General features: G+C 66.7%; 19 protein-coding genes. 2 read left to right on the top strand and 17 right to left on the bottom strand.

The window, feature by feature from the left end; translation table 11 throughout:
• Position 1: 1 nt before the first annotated feature.
• The 8 genes from K7G81_RS08775 to K7G81_RS08740 form a co-directional block, all read right to left on the bottom strand.
• Positions 2–544: a helix-hairpin-helix domain-containing protein gene (locus tag K7G81_RS08775; protein ID WP_223030381.1), complete on the bottom strand. Its 543-nt coding sequence runs from the start codon at positions 542–544 to the stop codon at positions 2–4.
• 249 nt (positions 545–793) lie between these two features.
• Entirely contained in the window at positions 794–1,786 is a 993-nt protein-coding gene (locus K7G81_RS08770; RefSeq protein WP_223030380.1) for a type II secretion system F family protein, read from the bottom strand.
• Positions 1,787–1,805: 19 nt separating this feature from the next.
• On the bottom strand, positions 1,806–2,774 hold the full coding sequence (locus K7G81_RS08765; protein WP_223030379.1) for a type II secretion system F family protein: 969 nt from the start codon (positions 2,772–2,774) through the stop codon (positions 1,806–1,808).
• Between the two features lie 60 nt (positions 2,775–2,834).
• Complete coding sequence (locus tag K7G81_RS08760; RefSeq protein ID WP_223030378.1) at positions 2,835–4,121, bottom strand: CpaE/TadZ family protein; 1,287 nt, start codon at positions 4,119–4,121, stop codon at positions 2,835–2,837.
• 3 nt (positions 4,122–4,124) lie between these two features.
• Positions 4,125–4,769: a CpaD family pilus assembly protein gene (locus K7G81_RS08755; protein ID WP_223030377.1), complete on the bottom strand. Its 645-nt coding sequence runs from the start codon at positions 4,767–4,769 to the stop codon at positions 4,125–4,127.
• Between the two features lie 20 nt (positions 4,770–4,789).
• Positions 4,790–6,322, bottom strand: coding sequence for a type II and III secretion system protein family protein (locus K7G81_RS08750; RefSeq protein ID WP_223030376.1), 1,533 nt, complete (start codon positions 6,320–6,322; stop codon positions 4,790–4,792).
• 1 nt (position 6,323) lies between these two features.
• Complete coding sequence (gene cpaB, locus K7G81_RS08745) at positions 6,324–7,316, bottom strand: Flp pilus assembly protein CpaB (RefSeq protein WP_223030375.1); 993 nt, start codon at positions 7,314–7,316, stop codon at positions 6,324–6,326.
• 48 nt (positions 7,317–7,364) lie between these two features.
• Entirely contained in the window at positions 7,365–7,838 is a 474-nt protein-coding gene (locus K7G81_RS08740; protein ID WP_223030374.1) for an A24 family peptidase, read from the bottom strand.
• Positions 7,839–7,886: 48 nt separating this feature from the next.
• On the opposite strand from K7G81_RS08740, the gene K7G81_RS08735 reads away from it, so the two are divergent.
• Positions 7,887–8,831, top strand: a complete 945-nt coding sequence (locus K7G81_RS08735) for an alpha/beta fold hydrolase (protein ID WP_223030373.1) — start codon at positions 7,887–7,889, stop codon at positions 8,829–8,831.
• 94 nt (positions 8,832–8,925) lie between these two features.
• Complete coding sequence (locus K7G81_RS08730; RefSeq protein ID WP_223030372.1) at positions 8,926–10,011, top strand: NAD(P)/FAD-dependent oxidoreductase; 1,086 nt, start codon at positions 8,926–8,928, stop codon at positions 10,009–10,011.
• Positions 10,012–10,155: 144 nt separating this feature from the next.
• Here K7G81_RS08730 and K7G81_RS08725 read toward each other — a convergent pair whose 3' ends face one another.
• The 9 genes from K7G81_RS08725 to coxB form a co-directional block, all read right to left on the bottom strand.
• Complete coding sequence (locus K7G81_RS08725) at positions 10,156–11,025, bottom strand: class I SAM-dependent rRNA methyltransferase (protein ID WP_223030371.1); 870 nt, start codon at positions 11,023–11,025, stop codon at positions 10,156–10,158.
• Positions 11,022–12,419 (bottom strand): threonine synthase, encoded by a 1,398-nt coding sequence (thrC, locus tag K7G81_RS08720; protein ID WP_223030370.1) that lies wholly within the window; start codon positions 12,417–12,419, stop codon positions 11,022–11,024. The genes K7G81_RS08725 and thrC overlap by 4 nt, the downstream gene beginning before the upstream one ends.
• Before the next feature lie 62 nt (positions 12,420–12,481).
• The gene (locus K7G81_RS08715) at positions 12,482–13,093 is read right to left on the bottom strand and encodes an SURF1 family protein (protein ID WP_369412067.1); all 612 of its coding nucleotides are present in this window, start codon (positions 13,091–13,093) and stop codon (positions 12,482–12,484) included.
• A complete protein-coding gene (locus K7G81_RS08710) occupies positions 13,090–13,497 on the bottom strand; it encodes a DUF983 domain-containing protein (protein ID WP_439649539.1) in 408 nt (135 codons plus the stop codon). Before K7G81_RS08710 ends, K7G81_RS08715 begins: the two co-directional genes overlap by 4 nt.
• Entirely contained in the window at positions 13,470–14,354 is an 885-nt protein-coding gene (locus tag K7G81_RS08705) for a cytochrome c oxidase subunit 3 (protein ID WP_223030369.1), read from the bottom strand. Before K7G81_RS08705 ends, K7G81_RS08710 begins: the two co-directional genes overlap by 28 nt.
• 62 nt (positions 14,355–14,416) lie before the next feature.
• The gene (locus K7G81_RS08700; protein WP_223030368.1) at positions 14,417–14,560 is read right to left on the bottom strand and encodes a cytochrome c oxidase system small membrane protein; all 144 of its coding nucleotides are present in this window, start codon (positions 14,558–14,560) and stop codon (positions 14,417–14,419) included.
• The gene (locus tag K7G81_RS08695; RefSeq protein WP_223030367.1) at positions 14,557–15,459 is read right to left on the bottom strand and encodes a heme o synthase; all 903 of its coding nucleotides are present in this window, start codon (positions 15,457–15,459) and stop codon (positions 14,557–14,559) included. Before K7G81_RS08695 ends, K7G81_RS08700 begins: the two co-directional genes overlap by 4 nt.
• 68 nt (positions 15,460–15,527) lie before the next feature.
• A complete protein-coding gene (gene ctaD / locus K7G81_RS08690; RefSeq protein ID WP_223030366.1) occupies positions 15,528–17,192 on the bottom strand; it encodes a cytochrome c oxidase subunit I in 1,665 nt (554 codons plus the stop codon).
• 4 nt (positions 17,193–17,196) lie between these two features.
• On the bottom strand, positions 17,197–18,321 hold the full coding sequence (gene coxB / locus K7G81_RS08685) for a cytochrome c oxidase subunit II (RefSeq protein WP_255586810.1): 1,125 nt from the start codon (positions 18,319–18,321) through the stop codon (positions 17,197–17,199).
• Positions 18,322–18,503 lie beyond the last annotated feature (182 nt).

The following is an 18,503-nucleotide window of genomic DNA, read 5'->3' as shown; positions in this document are numbered from 1 at the left end:
TTCAACTGCCGTAGCGCGCGTGCCAGTCGGCATCGCGGCCGGCGGCGAGCATCCGCGCCTGTTCGCGCCATTCGTCGCGCGCCACCGTGCCGTCGCGCAGCGCCAGCCGCTTCTCGAGATCGGCGGCATCGGCGTCGCTCAGCCGCTCGATATCGCCATAGGAGGTGATCCCCGTCTCGTTGAGCTGCGTCGCCAGCGGCTCGTCGATGCCGCGGATGCGCGCCAGGTCATCGGGCCGGCCGGAGCCGAGCCACGCGCCGCGCGCCGGCGCCTCGGCCGAGAGGGGCGCTGCAGGTGTCGTGGCGCGGGCGTCGCGCAGATCGCGCTCGAGCGCGGTGTTGCGGCTTTCGAGCTCGGCAAGGCGCTCGGCATCGGCCTTGCGCTGCGCCTCGACCTCGCGGCGATAGGCGGCATGCGCCTCGCGTTCCTCTTCGTAGCGCGTCCGCCATTTGCGCCCGCCGGGATGGCTGGCGAGACCGAAGAACCAGCCGGCGACGAGCAGCAGCGCCAATACGGCATATTGGGTGGGGGTGTGGAAAAGCATGTCGATCCGCTCCCGAAAGGTTACGGGGCGTCAACGACCGGCAGGCGCCCGGCGTTCCGAGTCTTTGTTGTTTGGAGAACGGCACCAGCCAGTGTCGGACGCGCTGTTCAGGCCATGCCGGGCATGGCCGACCCGACACTCCCCCACCCGACCACTCACGGGATAATCGTAATGGATCGGGGGGGCGGACGAAAAAGCCATGCTTTGCAGCCCGCCATGGGCTCAATGCCCGCACACCTAGGGTCGGCGCTAGCTCTTGAACGCGTCGGCGATCGAACAGGCGGCCGGGCCGAGGATGACGACGAACAGCGTCGGCAGGATGAACAGGATCAGCGGCACCGTCATGATCGCCGGCAAGCGCGCGGCCTTTTCCTCGGCGCGCATCATGCGCTCGTTGCGGAATTCCGCCGACAGCACGCGTAGCGCCGACGCGAGCGGCGTGCCATATTTCTCGGTCTGGATCATCGTCGTGACGACGCCTTTCACCGCGTCGAGATCGACGCGATGGGCGAGATTCTCGAACGCCTGGCGCCGCTCCCCCAGGAAGCCCAACTCGATCGCGGTCAGCGCGAATTCGTCGCCCAGCTCGGGGTAAGCGCGGCCCAGCTCGCGCGCGACGCGATGGAAGGCGGCGTCGACCGTCAGGCCGGCCTCGGCACAGATCACCAGCAGGTCGAGCGCGTCGGGCAGGCCCTTGCGGATCGCCTGGCTGCGCTTGGTGATCTTGTTCTTGAGGTAGAGGTCCGGCGCCTTGTAAGCGAGGATGAAGGTGCCCGCGACGAGCATGTAGCGTTTGAACGGGCTCCAGGTGTCGAAGCCGTGCGTGGCATAGACCCAGAACACCATCAGCCCGCCGAACACGATCGGCAGCGCCAGCCGGCCGAAGATCACCGCGACGGCATATTCCTTCTTGCGGATGCCGGCCTGCATCAGCTTCTGCTGCGCGACCTTCACCTGGCTATCCTGCAGCACCTTGAGCGACGCCAGCAAGCTGCGGATGCGATCGGTCGTCTCGTTCTGGCGGACCAGCTTGGCGCGCCGCTTCGAGGTCGAGGCGGTGATACCTGCCTTCAATTGCTCGCGACGATCGTTCAGGGCCTTGACGCGCTTGGTCATCGGGTCGCGCGCCGTGGTCGCGACATAGATCGCGAACAGCACCGCGAACGCCGCCAGCCCGGACAGCAAGGTCGCCACCCAGATCACGTCTACGCCCAGAAGCGTCGGTCCGCCGGTATCACCCATGATTCCGCTCGCTCCTTCGTCAGATCTCGAAGCTGACCATCTTGGCCATGATGAAGGCGCCGATCCCCATCCACACCAGCCCACCGATGCCGGCGACCATCAGCCGCGGATCGATGAAGAAATTGCCCATATATGCCGGGCTGATCCACATGATCAGGCCGAACACGATGAACGGCAGCGAGCCGACGATATAGGCCGAGGCCTTCGATTCGGACGACATCGCCTTGATCTTGAGCTTCATCTGCATGCGCTGGCGCAGCACCGTCGCGAGATTGGCGAGCGTCTCGGCGAGGTTGCCGCCGGTCTCGCGCTGGATCGCGATCGAGATGACGAAGAACTGGAATTCGGGCGTGCCGAGGCGGTCGGCGGTTTCCTGCAGCGCTGCGTCCATCGTCCGGCCGATCTTCATCTTGTCGGCCACTGTGCGGAATTCCTCGCCCACCGGCCCGGCGACCTCGTTGCCGACCACCGCCATCGTTTCGGAAATCGGCAAGCCGGATCGCAGGCCGCGCACCAGCAGCTCGATCGCATCGGGAAACTTGGCGTTGAACTTGTTGACGCGCCGCTTGATCAGGAAGCCGACCACCCAATGCGGCAGCCCGGCGCCGACGAACAGCCCGACGAACAGGCCGAGCAACAGCGGCATGCCCTTGAACCACAACAACAGCCCCACGATCACCATGATCGCCAGCGAGGCCGCGCCATATTGGCCGACCGTCCAGCTCTTGCCGGTCATCGCCAGCCGCTTCTTGAGCAGCGTCGGATTGGGCAGGAAGCGGCCGAACGCATCGTCCATCCTGGTGTCGCGATTGGCGGTGATGCGGCGCATCTTCGCCTCGACCGCGACCGCCGCCGATCCGCTGTGGCGCTCGCGCAATGCCGCCAGGCGGCGCGTGCCGGCCTTTTGCGGCGAAGGACCGGCAAAGGCGAAGGCGATCAGCGCGAGCATTACCAGCCCGCCGGCAGCCATGATCATGATCGGCGTCATCGCGCCATCGTCCTCCGCTTGTTGAACGGTGCCGCGCCGGAAAGGGGCGCGGCGCCGCTGTTACTGCTTCGCCCGCTTGGGCATCATCGCCTTGAGGTCGAACTTGCCCATCAGCGAGCCCTTCGGCTTCTTCTTGGGCTTGCCGTCCTCTTCGTCCTGGGCCGCCGCGGCATCGCCGGCGCCGATCACGCGTTCGGCGAGCTGGATCAGCGGCTGCACCGTCTTCGATCCCTTGCCCGCTTCGGCGAAGGTCTTGCCCAGCTTCGCTGCTTGCGCCGCGAGCTTCTGGTCATAGGGAACCACGAAATCGAGCTTGCGCTCGATCGAGCCCTCGAAGTCCTTGCGGGTGATCTCCAGCGTGCCGCCCGACGGCGCCTTGCAGGCGATCGTCAGCACCTGGCATTGCGGCGCGTTCGATTTGAGCCAGGAAAGGATGCGGATCGTGTCGCGCGCCGCCGCCAGCGTCAGCTCGGTGACGACCACGGCGACCTGAAGGTCGGCGGCGAGGTGCGGATATTGCACGATCATGCCGCGCGGCAGATCGACCACGGTGCATTCGAACGCCGCGCGCATCTCTTCCTGAAGCTGGTAGAAAGCGGTGCCGTCGGAAACCACCGGCGCGTTGATCGGCGCCTCGGCGGAGAGCACCGCCAGCTTCTCGCCGGCGCGCACCATCGCGCGTTCGATGAACAGCCCGTCGATGCGGCTCGGATTCTCGATCGCGTCGGTCAGCCCGCGGCCCGGCTCGAGGTCGAGCGCCAGCGCGCCGATGCCGAAATGCACGTCGAGATCGAGCAACGCGGTCGATCGGCCCGACTTCTCGCTGAGCAGCCAGGCCAGCGAGGTCGCCACCGTCGACGCGCCGACGCCACCGCGCGCGCCGATCACGCCGGCCGAGCAATGCGGCCGTTCGACCGCTGCTTCCACCTGCTTGGGCGCATTGAGCATCGCCTGCGCGTGCGTGAAGGCCTCGCGCAGCACGTCGGGGCCGAGCGGCTTGAGCAGGTAATCCTGCAGCCCGCTGGCGACCAGATCGCGATACAGCCGCACGTCGTTGACCTGCCCCGCGGCGATGACGACCGTTCCCGGCTCGCACACCTCGGCCAACGCGTTGATGTCGTTCAGCGGATCGCCCGATTCGGAGAGGTCGACGAACAGCACTTGCGGGCTGGCCGAGACCGACAGCGTCTGCACCGCATTGCGCAGGCCGCCCTTGTTGACCTTGCCCGCGTCCCAGCCGAGCTCCACCGCGACCGGGCGCAGCGCCTCGGCCGTGGTCTCGTCGCAGACGAAGGCCAGGAACGGTTCACGATTGGCGCTGCGCGCCGGATGCCAGGGTGCATTCATCGATCAGCCTCCCGTCACGGCTTTGGTTGTGCTCTGATCCTTGAGATCGCCCTTGCCGGTATTGGGCGCCTCGCGGAACGTCTGGATCGCCTTGGTGGCGACTGCCGAATCGGTCAGGCCATCGCCGCTGCGGCCGCGCACCAGGTCTTCCGGACGGGCGACCATCGCGGCCAGATTGCTGTTCACCGCGCAGCCGAAGTTCGAATCGGTGTTGCTCTCGAAATCGATCGTCGGAATCTTGCTGTGGTCGGGGCAGCCCGGCACATAGGCGCGCATCCGGCTGACGACGACGCGCATCGTTCCCGGCGTCACCGGCGTCGGCGTCACCGGCGCCCCGTCCGAGAGCAGCACGCCATAGCGCGCGACCTCGTGGCGGATCATCGCCCGCGCCGGCCCGCCATCGGCGGAGGCCGCGTCGATCGCAACGCGATCGCCATAGCCGACCCGTAGCGAGCTCAGCCAGCCGTCGAGCCGCTGCGCTTCGCCCGGCGCCAGGCCATTGGGCGTCACCGCGACGTCGAACGCGTAATCATTGTGATCGACGACCGGCTGGTGGACCGATTCGAGCCCCCGGTTCCGGGTGCCCTGGCATCCGGCGAGCGCGGCCATCGGCAGCAGGGCGGCGAGAAGAAAACCGTGCTTCATCATGCTTGTCTCCACCGGGCGCATCAGTTGAGGCTGAAACCGGGCGCCGCATCGCCGTCCTTGGCCGGAGCGGCGGTCGCGGGTGCGGCCTGTTGCTGATTGGGTTGCTTGGGCGTCGGGCCGGCCGGCAACGGCGCGCTGGCGCCGATCGCCGGCTCGGCCGCCGCCGGCGGTGCCATTGTCGGCACCGGACGCGGCGTCGAATCACCCGAAGACAGCTTGCCGAGCAGCACGCGGCCGAGATCGGTCGGTGCCTTGTAGCCGTCGGTCGGCAGCGAGATCTGCGCCAGCGAATCGACCGGCTTGACCAGATATGGCGTAATCACGATCACCAGCTCGGTCTCGTTGCGTTTGAACGCGTTCGACCGGAACAGCGTGCCGATCACCGGCAGGTCGCCGATACCAGGCGCTTTCTCCACCTGGTTGTCGTTTGAATTCTGCAACAGCCCGCCGATCATGAAGCTCTGGCCCGAGCCGAGCTCGACGGTGGTCTCCGCGCGCCGCGTAGTCAGCGCCGGGATGGTGAAATTGTCGAGTACCACCGCGCCGGCGTCCGACAGCTGCGATACCTCGGGTTTGACGCGCAGCGAGATGCGCCCGTCGGATAGCACCGTCGGCGTGTATGCCAGGCTGACGCCATATTGCTTGTATTCGACCGACACCGCGCCGAGCCCCTGATTGACCGGGATGGGGATTTCGCCGCCCGCTAGGAACGTCGCCGTTTCGCCCGAAAGCGCGGCCAGGTTGGTGTTCTCCAGCGTCGTCACCTGGCCATCGGTCTCGCCGAGGTCGAGCGCGCTGAGCAAATCGAGCCCAAGCAAGTGCCCGGCCATGCCGATCGTCGTGCGCTGCCCGCCCGGCTTGAGCGTCAGCCCGCCCTTCCCGCCATGGACATAGGTGCTGCCATTGGTGCTGCCCGAATCGATCCCGAATTGAAAGCCGCCGGTCGTGTCCTGTCCTGTCAGATTCACGCCGATGTTCTTGACGAACGAGCGGCTCACCTCGGCGACGCGGACCTGCAGCGATACCTGCAGCGGCGTCGCGGTCTTCAGCCGGGTCAGCACCTGCACGTCCTTGCCGACGAACGCCTGGGCGAGGCGCTCGGCCTCGGCGATGTCGTCGGGCTGGGCAACGGTGCCGGTCAGCAGGATCAGGCCGTTCATCGGCGTCACCACGATGTCCGCATCGGGCATCGCCAGCTTCAGCATGTCGCCCACCGAATTGACGTTCGGCGCCACCTGCACGGTGGCCGAGAACACCACGCCGCCTGCCTTGTTGGTGGCATAGACCGTGGTTTCGCCAGCGCCCTTGCCGAACAGATAGAGCTGGGTCGGCGAGCGGACGTCGACGTCGGCGGTCTTCGGATCGGCGACGAACACGTCACTCATCGCCCGGGGCAGCGTCACCAATTGGCCGCGACCGAGGTCGAGATGGATCGTGCGGGTCGGCTGCGGCGCCACCGTCTGCGCCACGCCGGGCGCGGTTGCCCCGCACACGGCGCCGGCGGCAAGCGCGGCCGCGAGCGGCCAGCCGATCGGCTTGTACTTGAAGCGCATGTTACTTTTCCCCCACCGGGACGATCGAGACGTCGTTGCCACGGGCAACGCGAACCACCGGTCCCACCGGCGCCAGTCCCGGGGCGCCACCGTCAGTTCCTGCATCGTTCGATGTCTTGCCCGGCACCGTGCTGCGCTGGAAACGCGACACGTCGGCGCCGGTCACATATGAAGTGCGACCATCCATCGGCGCGGTATCGGCCCGCGCCAGCATTGCCTTTTCGGCCTTGGGATCGTCCGAGACGTTGACCGAGCCCGAGGCGATCGCCTGTTCGAGCTGGCTCTGATCGTCGGCGAGGCTGCGCAGCGACAGCGACAGTTCGCCCACGGTCTGCGCCACCGCGATTTCCTCAGCGATCTTCGGCGTCGCTTCCAGCGTGACGTTCGAATAGGTCTTGACCACCGTCTTGCCGTCGTCGCCGACCTTGTTGTCGGTACGCTGGTCGGTGGCGAGCACGCGCAGGTTGCGCAGCACCGTCTCGGAAACCTTGAGCGGCGGGCCATCGCCGCCACCGGGAACCGATTGCGTCAGCACCAGGTCGACGTGGTCGCCCGGAAAGACGAACCCGGCCACCGCGCTGGCGCCCGAAACCGGCACCGTCACCGCGCGCATCCCCGGCCCCAGCGCCGCGGCCAGGAAACCACGATCGCCCGGCTTGACCAGCGATCCCTGCGTGACCGGCTGTCCGGCGGTGATCGGGTTGCGCACCACGGTGCCGACCAGCGACTGCAGATCGGTGTCCTTGCGGATATAATAAGCGTTATCCACCATCTCCTTCGGCCACGGCTGGAATTTCAGCGCGGTGGCGTCGAGGATGGTGCCGACCGGCAGCTCGCGCGTGGCGACGAGCACTTCGGGCCCATCGACCTTTTGCACCACCTGGGCTTGCGCCTTGGGTGCCGACGCGCCCTGCATCAGGCTGCGCGCCATGAAAGCAGTCAGCCCCGCTACGAAGAGCGCGCCGACCAGCAAAATCATCTTCCTACTATCCATGACGCATTTGGCCTTTCGAACAAGGGCCGGTTGATCCAGCGTTAATCATCACCCGAACCGGTTAAGAATCGGTTCGTGCAGCGCGAAGAGCGTGGCGGCGACGATCGCCACGCCGTACGGAACTTCGATCGGCGTCTCGATGCGGCGCCATTTGTGCTCGATGAGCAGCAGCACGGTCAGCACGCCGCCGATCAGCGACATCGCCACCAGCATCCAGACGAGCGCCTGGAACGGCAGCCACAAGGCGATCGCGCCGATCAGCTTGACGTCGCCGCCACCCATCTGGCCGAGCGCGAAGGCGCCGACGAAAATCGCGAAGACGACGGCCGCGACGCCGATCTGGATCGCGACATCGGGCCACAGCGGCATCGCGCACGACCACCACCACAACGGCGCCAGCAGCGCGATGGCCGCGTTCTTCCAGTTGGCGATCTCGCGCTTGCGCACGTCCTCGATGCCGGCTGAAACCAGCAGGAGCCCGCACGCGACGAGCAGCACGATTGAGAGAATCCCCCATCCCATCGCGCTATTCCCTAGACGACATGGCTTGCTAAAAAGTAACCACGCACCATGGCCTCTTTCGCCCGCTTTCGCCGTCAGCTTCCGCCCGGCGCTGCTTTCACCGATTGGCGGGCGCCCGATGGCTGGCTGATTCGCCGCTTCGATTGTCCGCCCGCGGGCGAGGGCAGGCGCGGCTCGATCCTGTTCCAGGGTGGCCGCGGCGACATGATCGAGAAATATATCGAGCTCGTCGCGCACTGGCAGGCGGCGGGCTGGGCGGTCACCTCGTTCGATTGGCGCGGGCAGGGCGGATCGGGCCGCTATGCGCCGAACCCGCGCGTCGGCGATATCGATAGCTTCGCCAGCTACAGCCGCGATTATCGCGCCTTCTATGCCGATTGGGCGGCCGCGACGCCGGGGCCGCATGTCGTCATCGGCCATTCGATGGGCGGCCATCTCGTGCTGCGCGCGCTGGTCGAGGGCGTGGAGCCCGATGCAGCGGTGCTCGTCGCGCCGATGCTCGGGCTGCACAGCCCGATCGGCGCGCGCGGCGGCGGTGCGCTCGCGGCGTTGATGGCGCGTCTCGGCGATCCCCAGCGCTTCGCGTGGAAGGTCAACGAGATTCCCGCGGCGCAGGCGAGCCGGCAGGCGCTGCTCACGCACGATGGCGAGCGCTATGCTGACGAGATCTGGTGGCGCGAGCACGATGCGACGCTCGACATGGGGCCGCCGAGCTGGCGCTGGGTGCGCGAGGCTTTCGCCTCAACCTGGGCGCTCAACCATGATCCGCGCCTCGCCGGCATGCGGGTGCCGACGCTGATGCTCGTTGCCGAGGCCGACAAGCTGGTTCGTGCCCGGACCGCGCTGGCCGTCGCCGCCGCGCTGCCCGATTGCACGGTGGTCCGCTTCGGCGCCGAATCGGCGCACGAGATTCTCCGCGAGGCCGATCCGGTCCGTGATCGTGCGATCGCCGCGATCGATTCGTTTCTCGACGAACGCGCACCAGCGGCGTGATCGCTGCTCAGGCCGCCTGTGCGATTTTGCCGATCCGCCTTCGACAAGCTCTGGGCGAACGCGATAGAGCGCGGCTGATGATTCGGAGCTGCCGTTGACGCATTACGATATCGCCATTGTCGGCGCGGGTATCGCCGGCGCCAGCCTCGCCGCCGAGCTTGCCCCGCACGCCCGCGTCGTGCTGCTGGAGGCCGAATCGCAGCCCGGCTATCACGCCACCGGCCGCTCGGCCGCTTTCTGGTCGGAAACCTATGGCGGCCCCGCGATCCAGCCGTTGACCACCGCGTCGGGGCCGTTGCTCGATGCCGCCGGGGTGCTCGCGCCGCTGGGCTCGCTCCATATCGGCCGCGCGTGCGATGATGCCGCGATCGATGCGTTCCTCGCCGCCTTCGAGGGCAGCGGCGTCGCGCTGGAGGAAGTCGATCCGCATGCGCTGATCCCGGGGCTGCGCGACGACTGGCATCGCGCCGTGCACGAGCCGAGCTGCACCTATATCGATGTCGCCGCGCTCCACGCCGGTTATCTCGCCCAGGCGCGCCGCGCCGGAGCCGAACTGCGCACTGATGCCGCGCTGGAAACCGCGATCCGCAAGAACGTCCGCTGGAACGTCCGCATCGCGTCGGGCGCGCTGACCGCCGATGTCGTGGTCAATGCCGCCGGCGCCTGGGCCGACGAGGTTGCCCGCCGCGCCGGCGTCGCGCCGATCGGTATCCAGCCCTATCGCCGCACGATGGTGCAGCTACGCACCGATCCCGCCCCGCCCGAACGCTTGCCTCACGTCGCGCACATCGGCGGCAGTTTCTATTTCAAGCCCGAGGCGGGCGGTCGCCTGTGGCTCAGCCCGCATGACGAGATCGCCAGCGATCCCTGCGACGCGCAGCCCGAGGAGCTCGATGTCGCGCTGGCGATCGATCGCTTCGAACATTGTGTCGATTGGCGCGTCACCGCGCTCGAGCACAAATGGGCGGGACTGCGCAGCTTCGCGTCCGATCGGCTGCCGGTCTATGGTTTCGCGCCTGATGCGTCCGGCTTTTTCTGGTGCGCGGGGCAGGGCGGCTTCGGCATCCAGACCGCGCCCGCCGCGGCCCGGCTCGCTGCCGCGCTGCTGCTCGATCGTCCGCTCGATCTTCCGCACGTAGATCCGGGTCGATACAGCCCCGCGCGCTTCGCGGGCCGTTGAGCCCGTTCATTTCTACCCGGCAGAGGGCGCGTTCGGGATCTTTCCTACACGCCGATGTTCTGTTAATGTTCTGGTCTGTTCTTTGACAATCGGATATGCGGTCACGCGTATGGGGGCGTGACCTTCCATGACCTTCGTTGGATTTCAGCGGCTCCAGCGCGCCCAGATCGCGGTCGGCAGCGCCAGCCCGCGCGCTTCCTCGCGCACTGCCAATTCGCCTGCTTCGATCGTCCCGCCAAGGTCGCCGAGCGCCTGATTGAGCAATTCGCCGATCGCCAGTGCCGACATCCTGACCGCGTAGACGGTGAGGAACAGGAAGCGCGATTCGGCGTCGAGCAGGTGCCGGCAATCGGCGATCAGGCCGGGCAGGCCTTCCTCCAGCTTCCACACCTCGCCGCCCGGTCCGCGGCCATATTTGGGCGGATCGAGCAGGATGCCGTCATAGCGCCGCCCCCGCCGTACCTCGCGCGCCGCGAATTTTGCGGCGTCGTCGATCATCCAGCGAATCGGCGCATCGGCCAGGCCAGACAGCAGCGCATTGCCCTTCGCCGCCTCGACCGACTTTTTCGACGCATCGACATGCACCATCTTCACGCCCTGCGACGCCATCGCGAGCGTGCCGACGCCGGTATAGCCGAACAGGTTGAGGCATTCCGCATCGGCCTTGTTCGCAACCCGCTCGCGCATCCACGTCCACACCGGCGCCATGTCGGGAAAGAAGCCCAGGTGGCGGAACGGCGTGGTCTGCGCGGTGAAGGTCACCGCATCCCAATGCAGCGGCCAGCCGTCGCGCGGCACCTGCCCGGTGTAATGCCAGCGGCCGCCGCCATCCTCATCGGCGCCGGGCACGAATTCGGCATCGGCCTTCCAGTCGTCCGATTGCGGCGCCCACATCGCCTGCGGCTCGGGCCGCACGAAGCGAAACCGGCCGTAGCGCTCCAGCTTCCGGCCATTGCCCGAATCGATCAGCCCGTAATCCGCCCAGGGCTCGCCGATCAGCGTGGTGAGCTTCATCCGCGCGGCGTCGCCCGTTCGGCAATGTATCCGGTCACCGCGTCGAAGGTCGCGGGCAGCGTCACATAACGCTCCTCGCGGTCGAACAGGTCGCCGACGCGGCCGGGCAGGGTGGGGCGCACCCCGGTGGAGCGTTCGACGGCATCGGTGAATTTGGCCGGATGCGCGGTCGCCAGCGTCACCACCGGCACCTCGCCGCAATCCACGCGCCGTGCTGCAGCCAGCCCGATCGCGGTGTGCGGGTCGATCACCTCGCCGGCATGTTCGCACGCCCAGCGCATCGTCATCGCCATGTCGTCGAGATCGACGCGATCGCTGGTGAACAGCGCCGCCGCGCCCTCGCGCTGCGCATTGGTCAGCCGCATCGCCTTGCTCGCTTCGAAGCCCGCCATCTGTTCCGCCATCGCCGGCCCGTTGCGGCCGCCGAGATCGAACAACAGCCGCTCGAAATTGCTCGAAACCTGGATATCCATCGACGGGCTCGGCGTCGGCGTCACCGTGCCGATCGAATAGTCGCCCGCCGACAGCGCCCGGTGCAGGATGTCGTTGACGTTGGTCGCCACGACCAGTTTCGCGATCGGCAAGCCCATCCGGGCGGCGACATAGCCGGCGAACACATCGCCGAAATTGCCCGTCGGCACCGAAAAGGCGATCGGCTTCCCAGGCGCGCCGAGCCGGACGGCGGCGTAGAAATAATAGACCACCTGCGCCATCAGCCGCGCCCAGTTGATCGAATTGACCGCGGAAAGGCGGAAGCGCCCGGCGAAATCGGGCGTGTTGAACATCGCCTTGACCAGTGCCTGGGCGTCGTCGAACGACCCTTCGATCGCGATGTTGTGGATGTTGGGCGCCAGCACCGTCGTCATCTGTCGCCGCTGCACGTCGGACACGCGGCCGGCAGGGTGCAGCATGAACACGTCGACATGGTCGCGCCCTGCCAGCGCATCGATCGCGGCCGATCCGGTATCGCCCGATGTCGCGCCGACGATCGTCAGATGCTCGGGGCTGTCGCTCAGAAACCGTTCGAACAGCAGGCCGAGGAACTGCAATGCGACGTCCTTGAACGCCAGCGTCGGGCCGTGGAACAGCTCGAGCAGCCATTGGTCGTGATCGAGCTGCTTGAGCGGGGTCACGGCATCGTGGGCGAAACGGCCGTATGCCTGTCCGGCGAGTTCCCGAAGCGCCGCCTTGTCGAGCACGCCGGCGGTGAACGGCGCCATCACCTCGACGGCGGTCTCGACGTACGATTTGCCCGCCAGCGCGGCGATCGCCTCTTGCGACAGCGTCGGCCAGGCTTCGGGCACATAGAGGCCGCCATCGGACGCAAGGCCGGCGAGCGTCACCTGTCTGAAGTCGAGCGACGGCGCGCTCCCGCGGGTGCTGATATAGCGCATGGTGCCGCGCGGGGTAGCCGCGCGCGCCGCCTTCGCCAACCCCAGAAAAGCTATCCCGTCCGCTAACGCTTCCTGAGCGCGAGCCCGTAGATCACCACGGCGACGAGCGCGAACAGGAACCATTGCACGGCATAAGCGAAGTGATTGTTGGGGATCGACGACAGATCCGGCCCGGCATTGGCGTCGAGCCCCGGCGGTGGCGTATCGGCGACCAGCATCAGCGGGGGCGATACGCCCTTGCCCAGCGCGACCTCGATCAACGGCCGGTGATCGGGGCCATGAGCAATGAACCCTGATACCTTGCCGCCCGGCCAATCGGGGTGATCGTCCGGGTTCTTCGCGATGCCGAGCTGGACCATGAAGCCCGGCCCCTCGGCGCCCGTCGCGCAATGCGCGATCTGCCGCCAGCCGACATGGCCCGCGGCGTCGCGGCCCGCCTCGCTCGACCAGCTGACGGGGCGTAGGCAGAAGGCGGTGGCGTGGCGGAACAGCAGCGCGTCGTCAGTGCGGCCGATCGGCAACGCGATCGTCGGCATGTGCTGATTGGCGGCATAACGCGCCAGCAGCGCTTCCTTCCAGTGCAGCCGGTGAATCTGCCAGACGCCGAGCCAGATCATCATCGCCACCGCCGCGGCGACCAGGATCGTCGGCACAAGGGGAATGCGACGCGTCACGGCTGGTCCTTGATCCGGCCCTCGCGCGCCGCATTGCGATATTCGAGCACGAGCAGCGCGGCCTTGGCGAGCCGCAGCGCGAACACCACCGCGATCGCCGTCACCGGGATCCAGATCACCAATTGCAGCCAGAACGGCGGATCGGCCGAAACCTGGAGCACCGCCGCGCCGGCGACGATGATCGCGCCCAGCACCAACGTCAGCAGCGCGGCGGGGCCGTCACCGACGTTGAAGCTCTGGAAATCGAGCCCGCACACGCGGCAGCGCTGGGCGAAGGCGACCGGCCCCGTGAACAGCGTGCGGGCGCCGCAGCGCGGGCACAGCCCCTTGATCGCCGCGGCGGCGGGCGTCGGTGCTCCGCCGCCATCGGCTTCCATCAGCCCGCTGCGACCGGCGCGCCCCATCCGCCCCATACGTAGATGGTGACGAACAGGAACAGCCACACGACATCGACGAAATGCCAATACCAGGCGGCGGCCTCGAAGCCGAAATGCTGACGTGGGGTGAAATCGCCCTTGTAGGCGCGGATCAAATTCACAGTCAGGAACAAGGTGCCGATGATGACGTGGAAGCCGTGGAAGCCGGTCGCCATGAAGAAGGCGGCGCCGTAGTTGATGCCTTTGAAGGCGAACGGCGCGTGCATGTATTCATATGCCTGGATCGAGGTGAAGCACACGCCCAGGATGATCGTCAGCCACAATCCCTTGAGCACGCCGTCGCGATTGCCCACGCCGAGCAACCCCCACAGCCCGGTCTTCTCGCCGCCGCGCTGATTGTGGATGAGCGCGTGGTGCGCCCAGGTGACGGTGGTGCCCGACATCAGCAGGATCATCGTATTGAGCAGCGGCAGCTTGAACGCGTCAATCACCTCGATGCCCTTCGGCGGCCATTGTCCGCCGACCACGTCGACCGTCGAGGGAAACAGCGCGAAATCGAAATAGGCCCAGAACCATCCGACGAAGAACATCACTTCGGATGCGATGAACAGGATCATCCCGTAGCGGAAATGAAGCTGGACGACGGGGGTGTGGTCGCCCTCGTGCGCCTCGCGGATCACGTCATGCCACCAGCTGTACATGGTGAACAGCACGCCGACGAGCCCGGCGAAGAACAGCCAGCCCATCCCGTTGGGCTTGCCGACATGCCCGCCGTGCATCCAGCCGATCCCGCCGGCCGCCATCGCCAGTGCCGAAAACGCGCCGATCAACGGCCAGATGCTGGGTGGCAGGATGTGATAGTCGTGCGTCTTGTGGCCGGCCATTTATCTGTTCCCCCGTTCAGGAGCCTCTCACGAAAAGGTGTAACGCGTGGATGTCGCCAAAGCTAGGGCGTCCCCGAGCGGATCTTGGCGATCGAAATCAGGAAGAACAGCACGACCAGCGCGCCGAGCAACAGCGCGGTGACGCGGGCGCGCGATCGCTGGCGGGCGCGGATCAGGTCCTCGTCGTCGGGCGACGGCGCGGTCATGCCAGGAACCGGTCGGCGACCAGCGCGCCGAAGATGACGAACAGATAGGCGATCGAATAAGCGAACAGCCGCTTTTCGGGGCGCATCCGGTCTTCCGCCTGCGTCCGCCGGGTCGCGACGCGGAAGGCGAGCAGCCCGAAGAAGGCGGATGCCAGCGTTGCAACGACGCCGTAAATCGCGTGAGTAAGCCCGAGCGGCCAGGGCGCGATCGCCACCGCCACCATCGGGACCGTATAGAGGCCGATCTGGGTGCGCGTCACCCGCTCGCCGGCGACCACCGGCAGCATCGGCACGCCGGCATTGGCGTAATCGGTCTTCACGAACAGCGCGAGCGCCCAGAAGTGCGGCGGCGTCCACAGGAAGACGAGCGCGAACATCATCAGCGGCAGCGCCGAGACATGCCCGGTTGCCGCCGCCCAGCCGATCACCGGCGGGAACGCACCGGCGGCCCCGCCGATGACGATGTTCTGTGGCGTGCGGCGTTTCAGCCACACGGTGTAGATGACGACGTAGAACAGGATCGATCCGGCCAGGATCGTCGCCGACAAGAGGTTGATCGCCAGCCCCATCAGGATCACGGCGAACGCGCCCAGCCCGACTCCGAAGTGCAGCGCCGACTGGCGGTCCATCCGCCCGGCCGGGAGCGGACGGCCGCGGGTGCGCTTCATCTTGGCGTCGAGATCGCTCTCATACCATTGGTTGAGCGCGCCGGCCGCACCGGCGGCGAGCGCGATGCAGAGAATCGCGGTAAAACCGAGGACGGGATCGACCGTCGCCGGCGCGGCGAGCAGCCCGCACAACCCGGTATAGACGACGAGCCGCATCACCCCGGGCTTGGTCAGCGCCAGGAAATCGCGCCAGTCGGCGGGAACGGGAAGCGGGCGGGTCATCGTGGTCATGCGATACTCTCCCCTCGCGCGTTGCGGGAGGGGGTAAGGGAGAGACGGCGCCATCTCTCCCGAAACGGTCAGTCGATCACCGGCAGGGTTTCGAACTGGTGATAAGGCGGCGGGCTCGACAATGTCCATTCCAGCGTCGTCGCGCCGTCGCCCCACGGATTGTCGCCCGCCTTGGGCCCGGCGAACATCGACCAGAACAGGTTGACGAAGAACACCACCATCGATGCGGCCATGATCATATAGCCGATCGAAGCAATGTGGTTCCAATGCTCATAGGCCGGCGTGTAGTCCGGAATACGCCGCGGCATGCCTTCGAGCCCGAGGAAGTGCATCGGGAAGAACAGCACGTTCACGCCGATGAAGAACACCGCGAAATGCACCTGGCCGAGCAGCTCATTGTACATCCGCCCGGTCATCTTCGGGAACCAGTAATAGAAGCCGGCGAACAGGCTGAACACCGCACCGAGGCTGAGCACGTAGTGGAAGTGCGCGACCACGTAATAGGTATCCTGCATGTAATCGTCGATGCCGCCATTGGCGAGCACGACGCCAGTGACGCCGCCGACGGTGAACATGAAGATGAAGCCGATCGCCCACATCATCGGCGTCTTGAAACTGATCGAACCGCCCCACATCGTCGCGATCCACGAGAAAATCTTGATGCCGGTCGGCACCGCGATCACCATCGTCGCCAGCGTGAAATACATCTTCACCGTGACCGGCAGCCCGGTGGTGAACATGTGGTGTGCCCAGACGACGAAGCCGACCACGCCGATCGCCACCATCGCATATGCCATGCCGAGATAGCCGAACACCGGCTTGCGGCTGAACGTCGCGATGATGTGACTGATCATGCCGAAGCCGGGCAGGATCATGATGTAGACCTCGGGGTGGCCGAAGAACCAGAACAGATGCTGGAACAGGATCGGATCGCCGCCGCCGGCTGGATCGAAGAAGGTGGTGCCGAAATTGCGGTCGGTCAGCAGCATGGTTATCGCCGCGGCCAGCACCGGCAGCGCCAGCAGCAGCAGGAAGGCGGTGACCAGGATCGACCAGACGAACAGCGGCATCTTGTGCAGCGTCATGCCCGGCGCGCGCATGTTGAAGATCGTCGTGATGAAGTTGATCGCGCCGAGGATCGAGCTCGCACCCGCAAGGTGGAGCGACAGGATCGCCATGTCCACCGCCGGGCCGGGCTGGCCGTAGGTCGAGAGCGGCGCGTAGAGCGTCCAGCCGGTGCCGACGCCGCCGAAGAACGGCGAGGCGAGCAGCAGGCAGAAGCTCGGCACCAGCAGCCAGAACGAGATGTTGTTCATCCGCGGGAAGGCCATGTCGGGCGCGCCGATCATAATCGGCACGAACCAGTTGCCGAACCCGCCGATCATCGCCGGCATCACCATGAAGAACACCATGATCAGCCCGTGCGCGGTGATCAACACGTTCCACAGGTCGCGCGCCTGATCGATCGTCGCCTGGCCGCCCCACAGCCAGCTCGCCCATTCCGGCAGATACTGGATGCCCGGGTTCATCAGTTCCATCCGCATCAGGCCGGAAACCGCGCCGCCGATCACGCCCGCGGTGATCGCGAAGATCAGATAGAGCGTGCCGATGTCCTTGTGATTGGTCGACATGAACCAACGCTGGAAGAAGGCGGGCTTGTGCTCGGCATCATGGTGATGCGCGTCGTCGTGATGCGCTTCGAAATGATGGGCGGATAGCGTTGTATCGGTCATGAGCTCAGATATCCGATTGGCTGGCGCCGGGGGCGTTGCTGGTGGCGGGCTGCGCGGTGGTCGGCGGCGTCGCCGTGCCGTTCTCCGCCGGCGGCAGATTCGGTGCCGGGGTGGAGGTCGCGTCGCTCACATCGGCGCCGGGCTGCGCCGGGGCGGCGGTCGAGGGCGCGCTGGCGTCACCCGGCATCTTGCCGCCCTTGGCCCGCACCCAGGCCGCGAACTCGGCCGGCGGCACCGCTTCGACGGCGATCGGCATGAAGCCATGATTGGCGCCGCACAGTTCCGAGCACTGGCCGAAATAGAGGCCCGGCTTGTCGATCTGGAAAGTCTTCTCGTTGAGGCGGCCGGGGACCGCGTCGAGCTTGATCCAGAACGCCGGCACCGCCCAGCTGTGGATCACGTCAGTGGCGGTGGTGATGAGGCGGATCGGCACGCCGACCGGCAGCACCACGCGATTGTCGACCGCGAGCAGCTTGGGCCCGTCGGCATCGGTGCGATATTGCTGGCCGGGCTGCACCTCGTCCTTTTCCTTGAGGATGTTCGAGGTGATCTGGATATCGCCGAGATCGGGATATTCGTACGTCCAGAACCATTGGTTGCCGGTTGCCTTCAGCGTCACTGCATTATCCGGCGCGGGGCGGAACTGCGCCTGCAGCAACCCGATCGAGGGGATCGCGATAATCACCAGGATCACCACCGGCGCCAGCGTCCAGAAAATTTCGAGCACGGTGTTGTGCGAGGTGCGCGACGGCACGGGGTTGGCGGCGCGGCGATAGCGGACCATGCACCACAGCAGCAACAGCAGCACCAGCACCGAAATAACCGTGATGATCGGCACCAGCAGGTGATCGTGCATCTTCTCGGCGCGCACGCCGGTCGGGCTGAATTGCGGTTGCAGGCCGATCTTGCCGTCGACCGGCTGGCCGGCGCCCGGCGTCACCGCCATCGGCGGGGCGCCGTCCTGCGACAGCAGCGGATTGGTCGGCTTGGTGTCTGCCGGGGCGGGAGTCGCCGGATTGGCGACGCTGGCAGGCGCCGGAGCGGCGGCCTGCTGGGCGATCGCCGGAGCCGCACCGGCCAGCGCGAGGCCGGCTGCGATGGCGATCGTCTTCAACCGAATCATCCGCATCGTCGTTAATCCATCCCCTCGTTATCGAAGCAGCCTTATCGGCGGCCGCAAGGACGGGAATACGCCCCTTTTGTCAGTGGCTATACGCGGAGGTCCAATTGTCCTCAAGCATCCACGCGCGTTTTTTGCCGCTCGCGTTGCGCGGGCGCCGATGCGACCCTATTGAGCGCGCAATTCACGGC

The organism is Hephaestia mangrovi, from assembly GCF_019880555.1.
GTDB lineage: Bacteria > Pseudomonadota > Alphaproteobacteria > Sphingomonadales > Sphingomonadaceae > Sphingomonas > Sphingomonas mangrovi.
The sequence above is the reverse complement of the archived record's forward strand: the minus strand, read 5'-3'. Positions and strand labels throughout refer to the sequence as shown.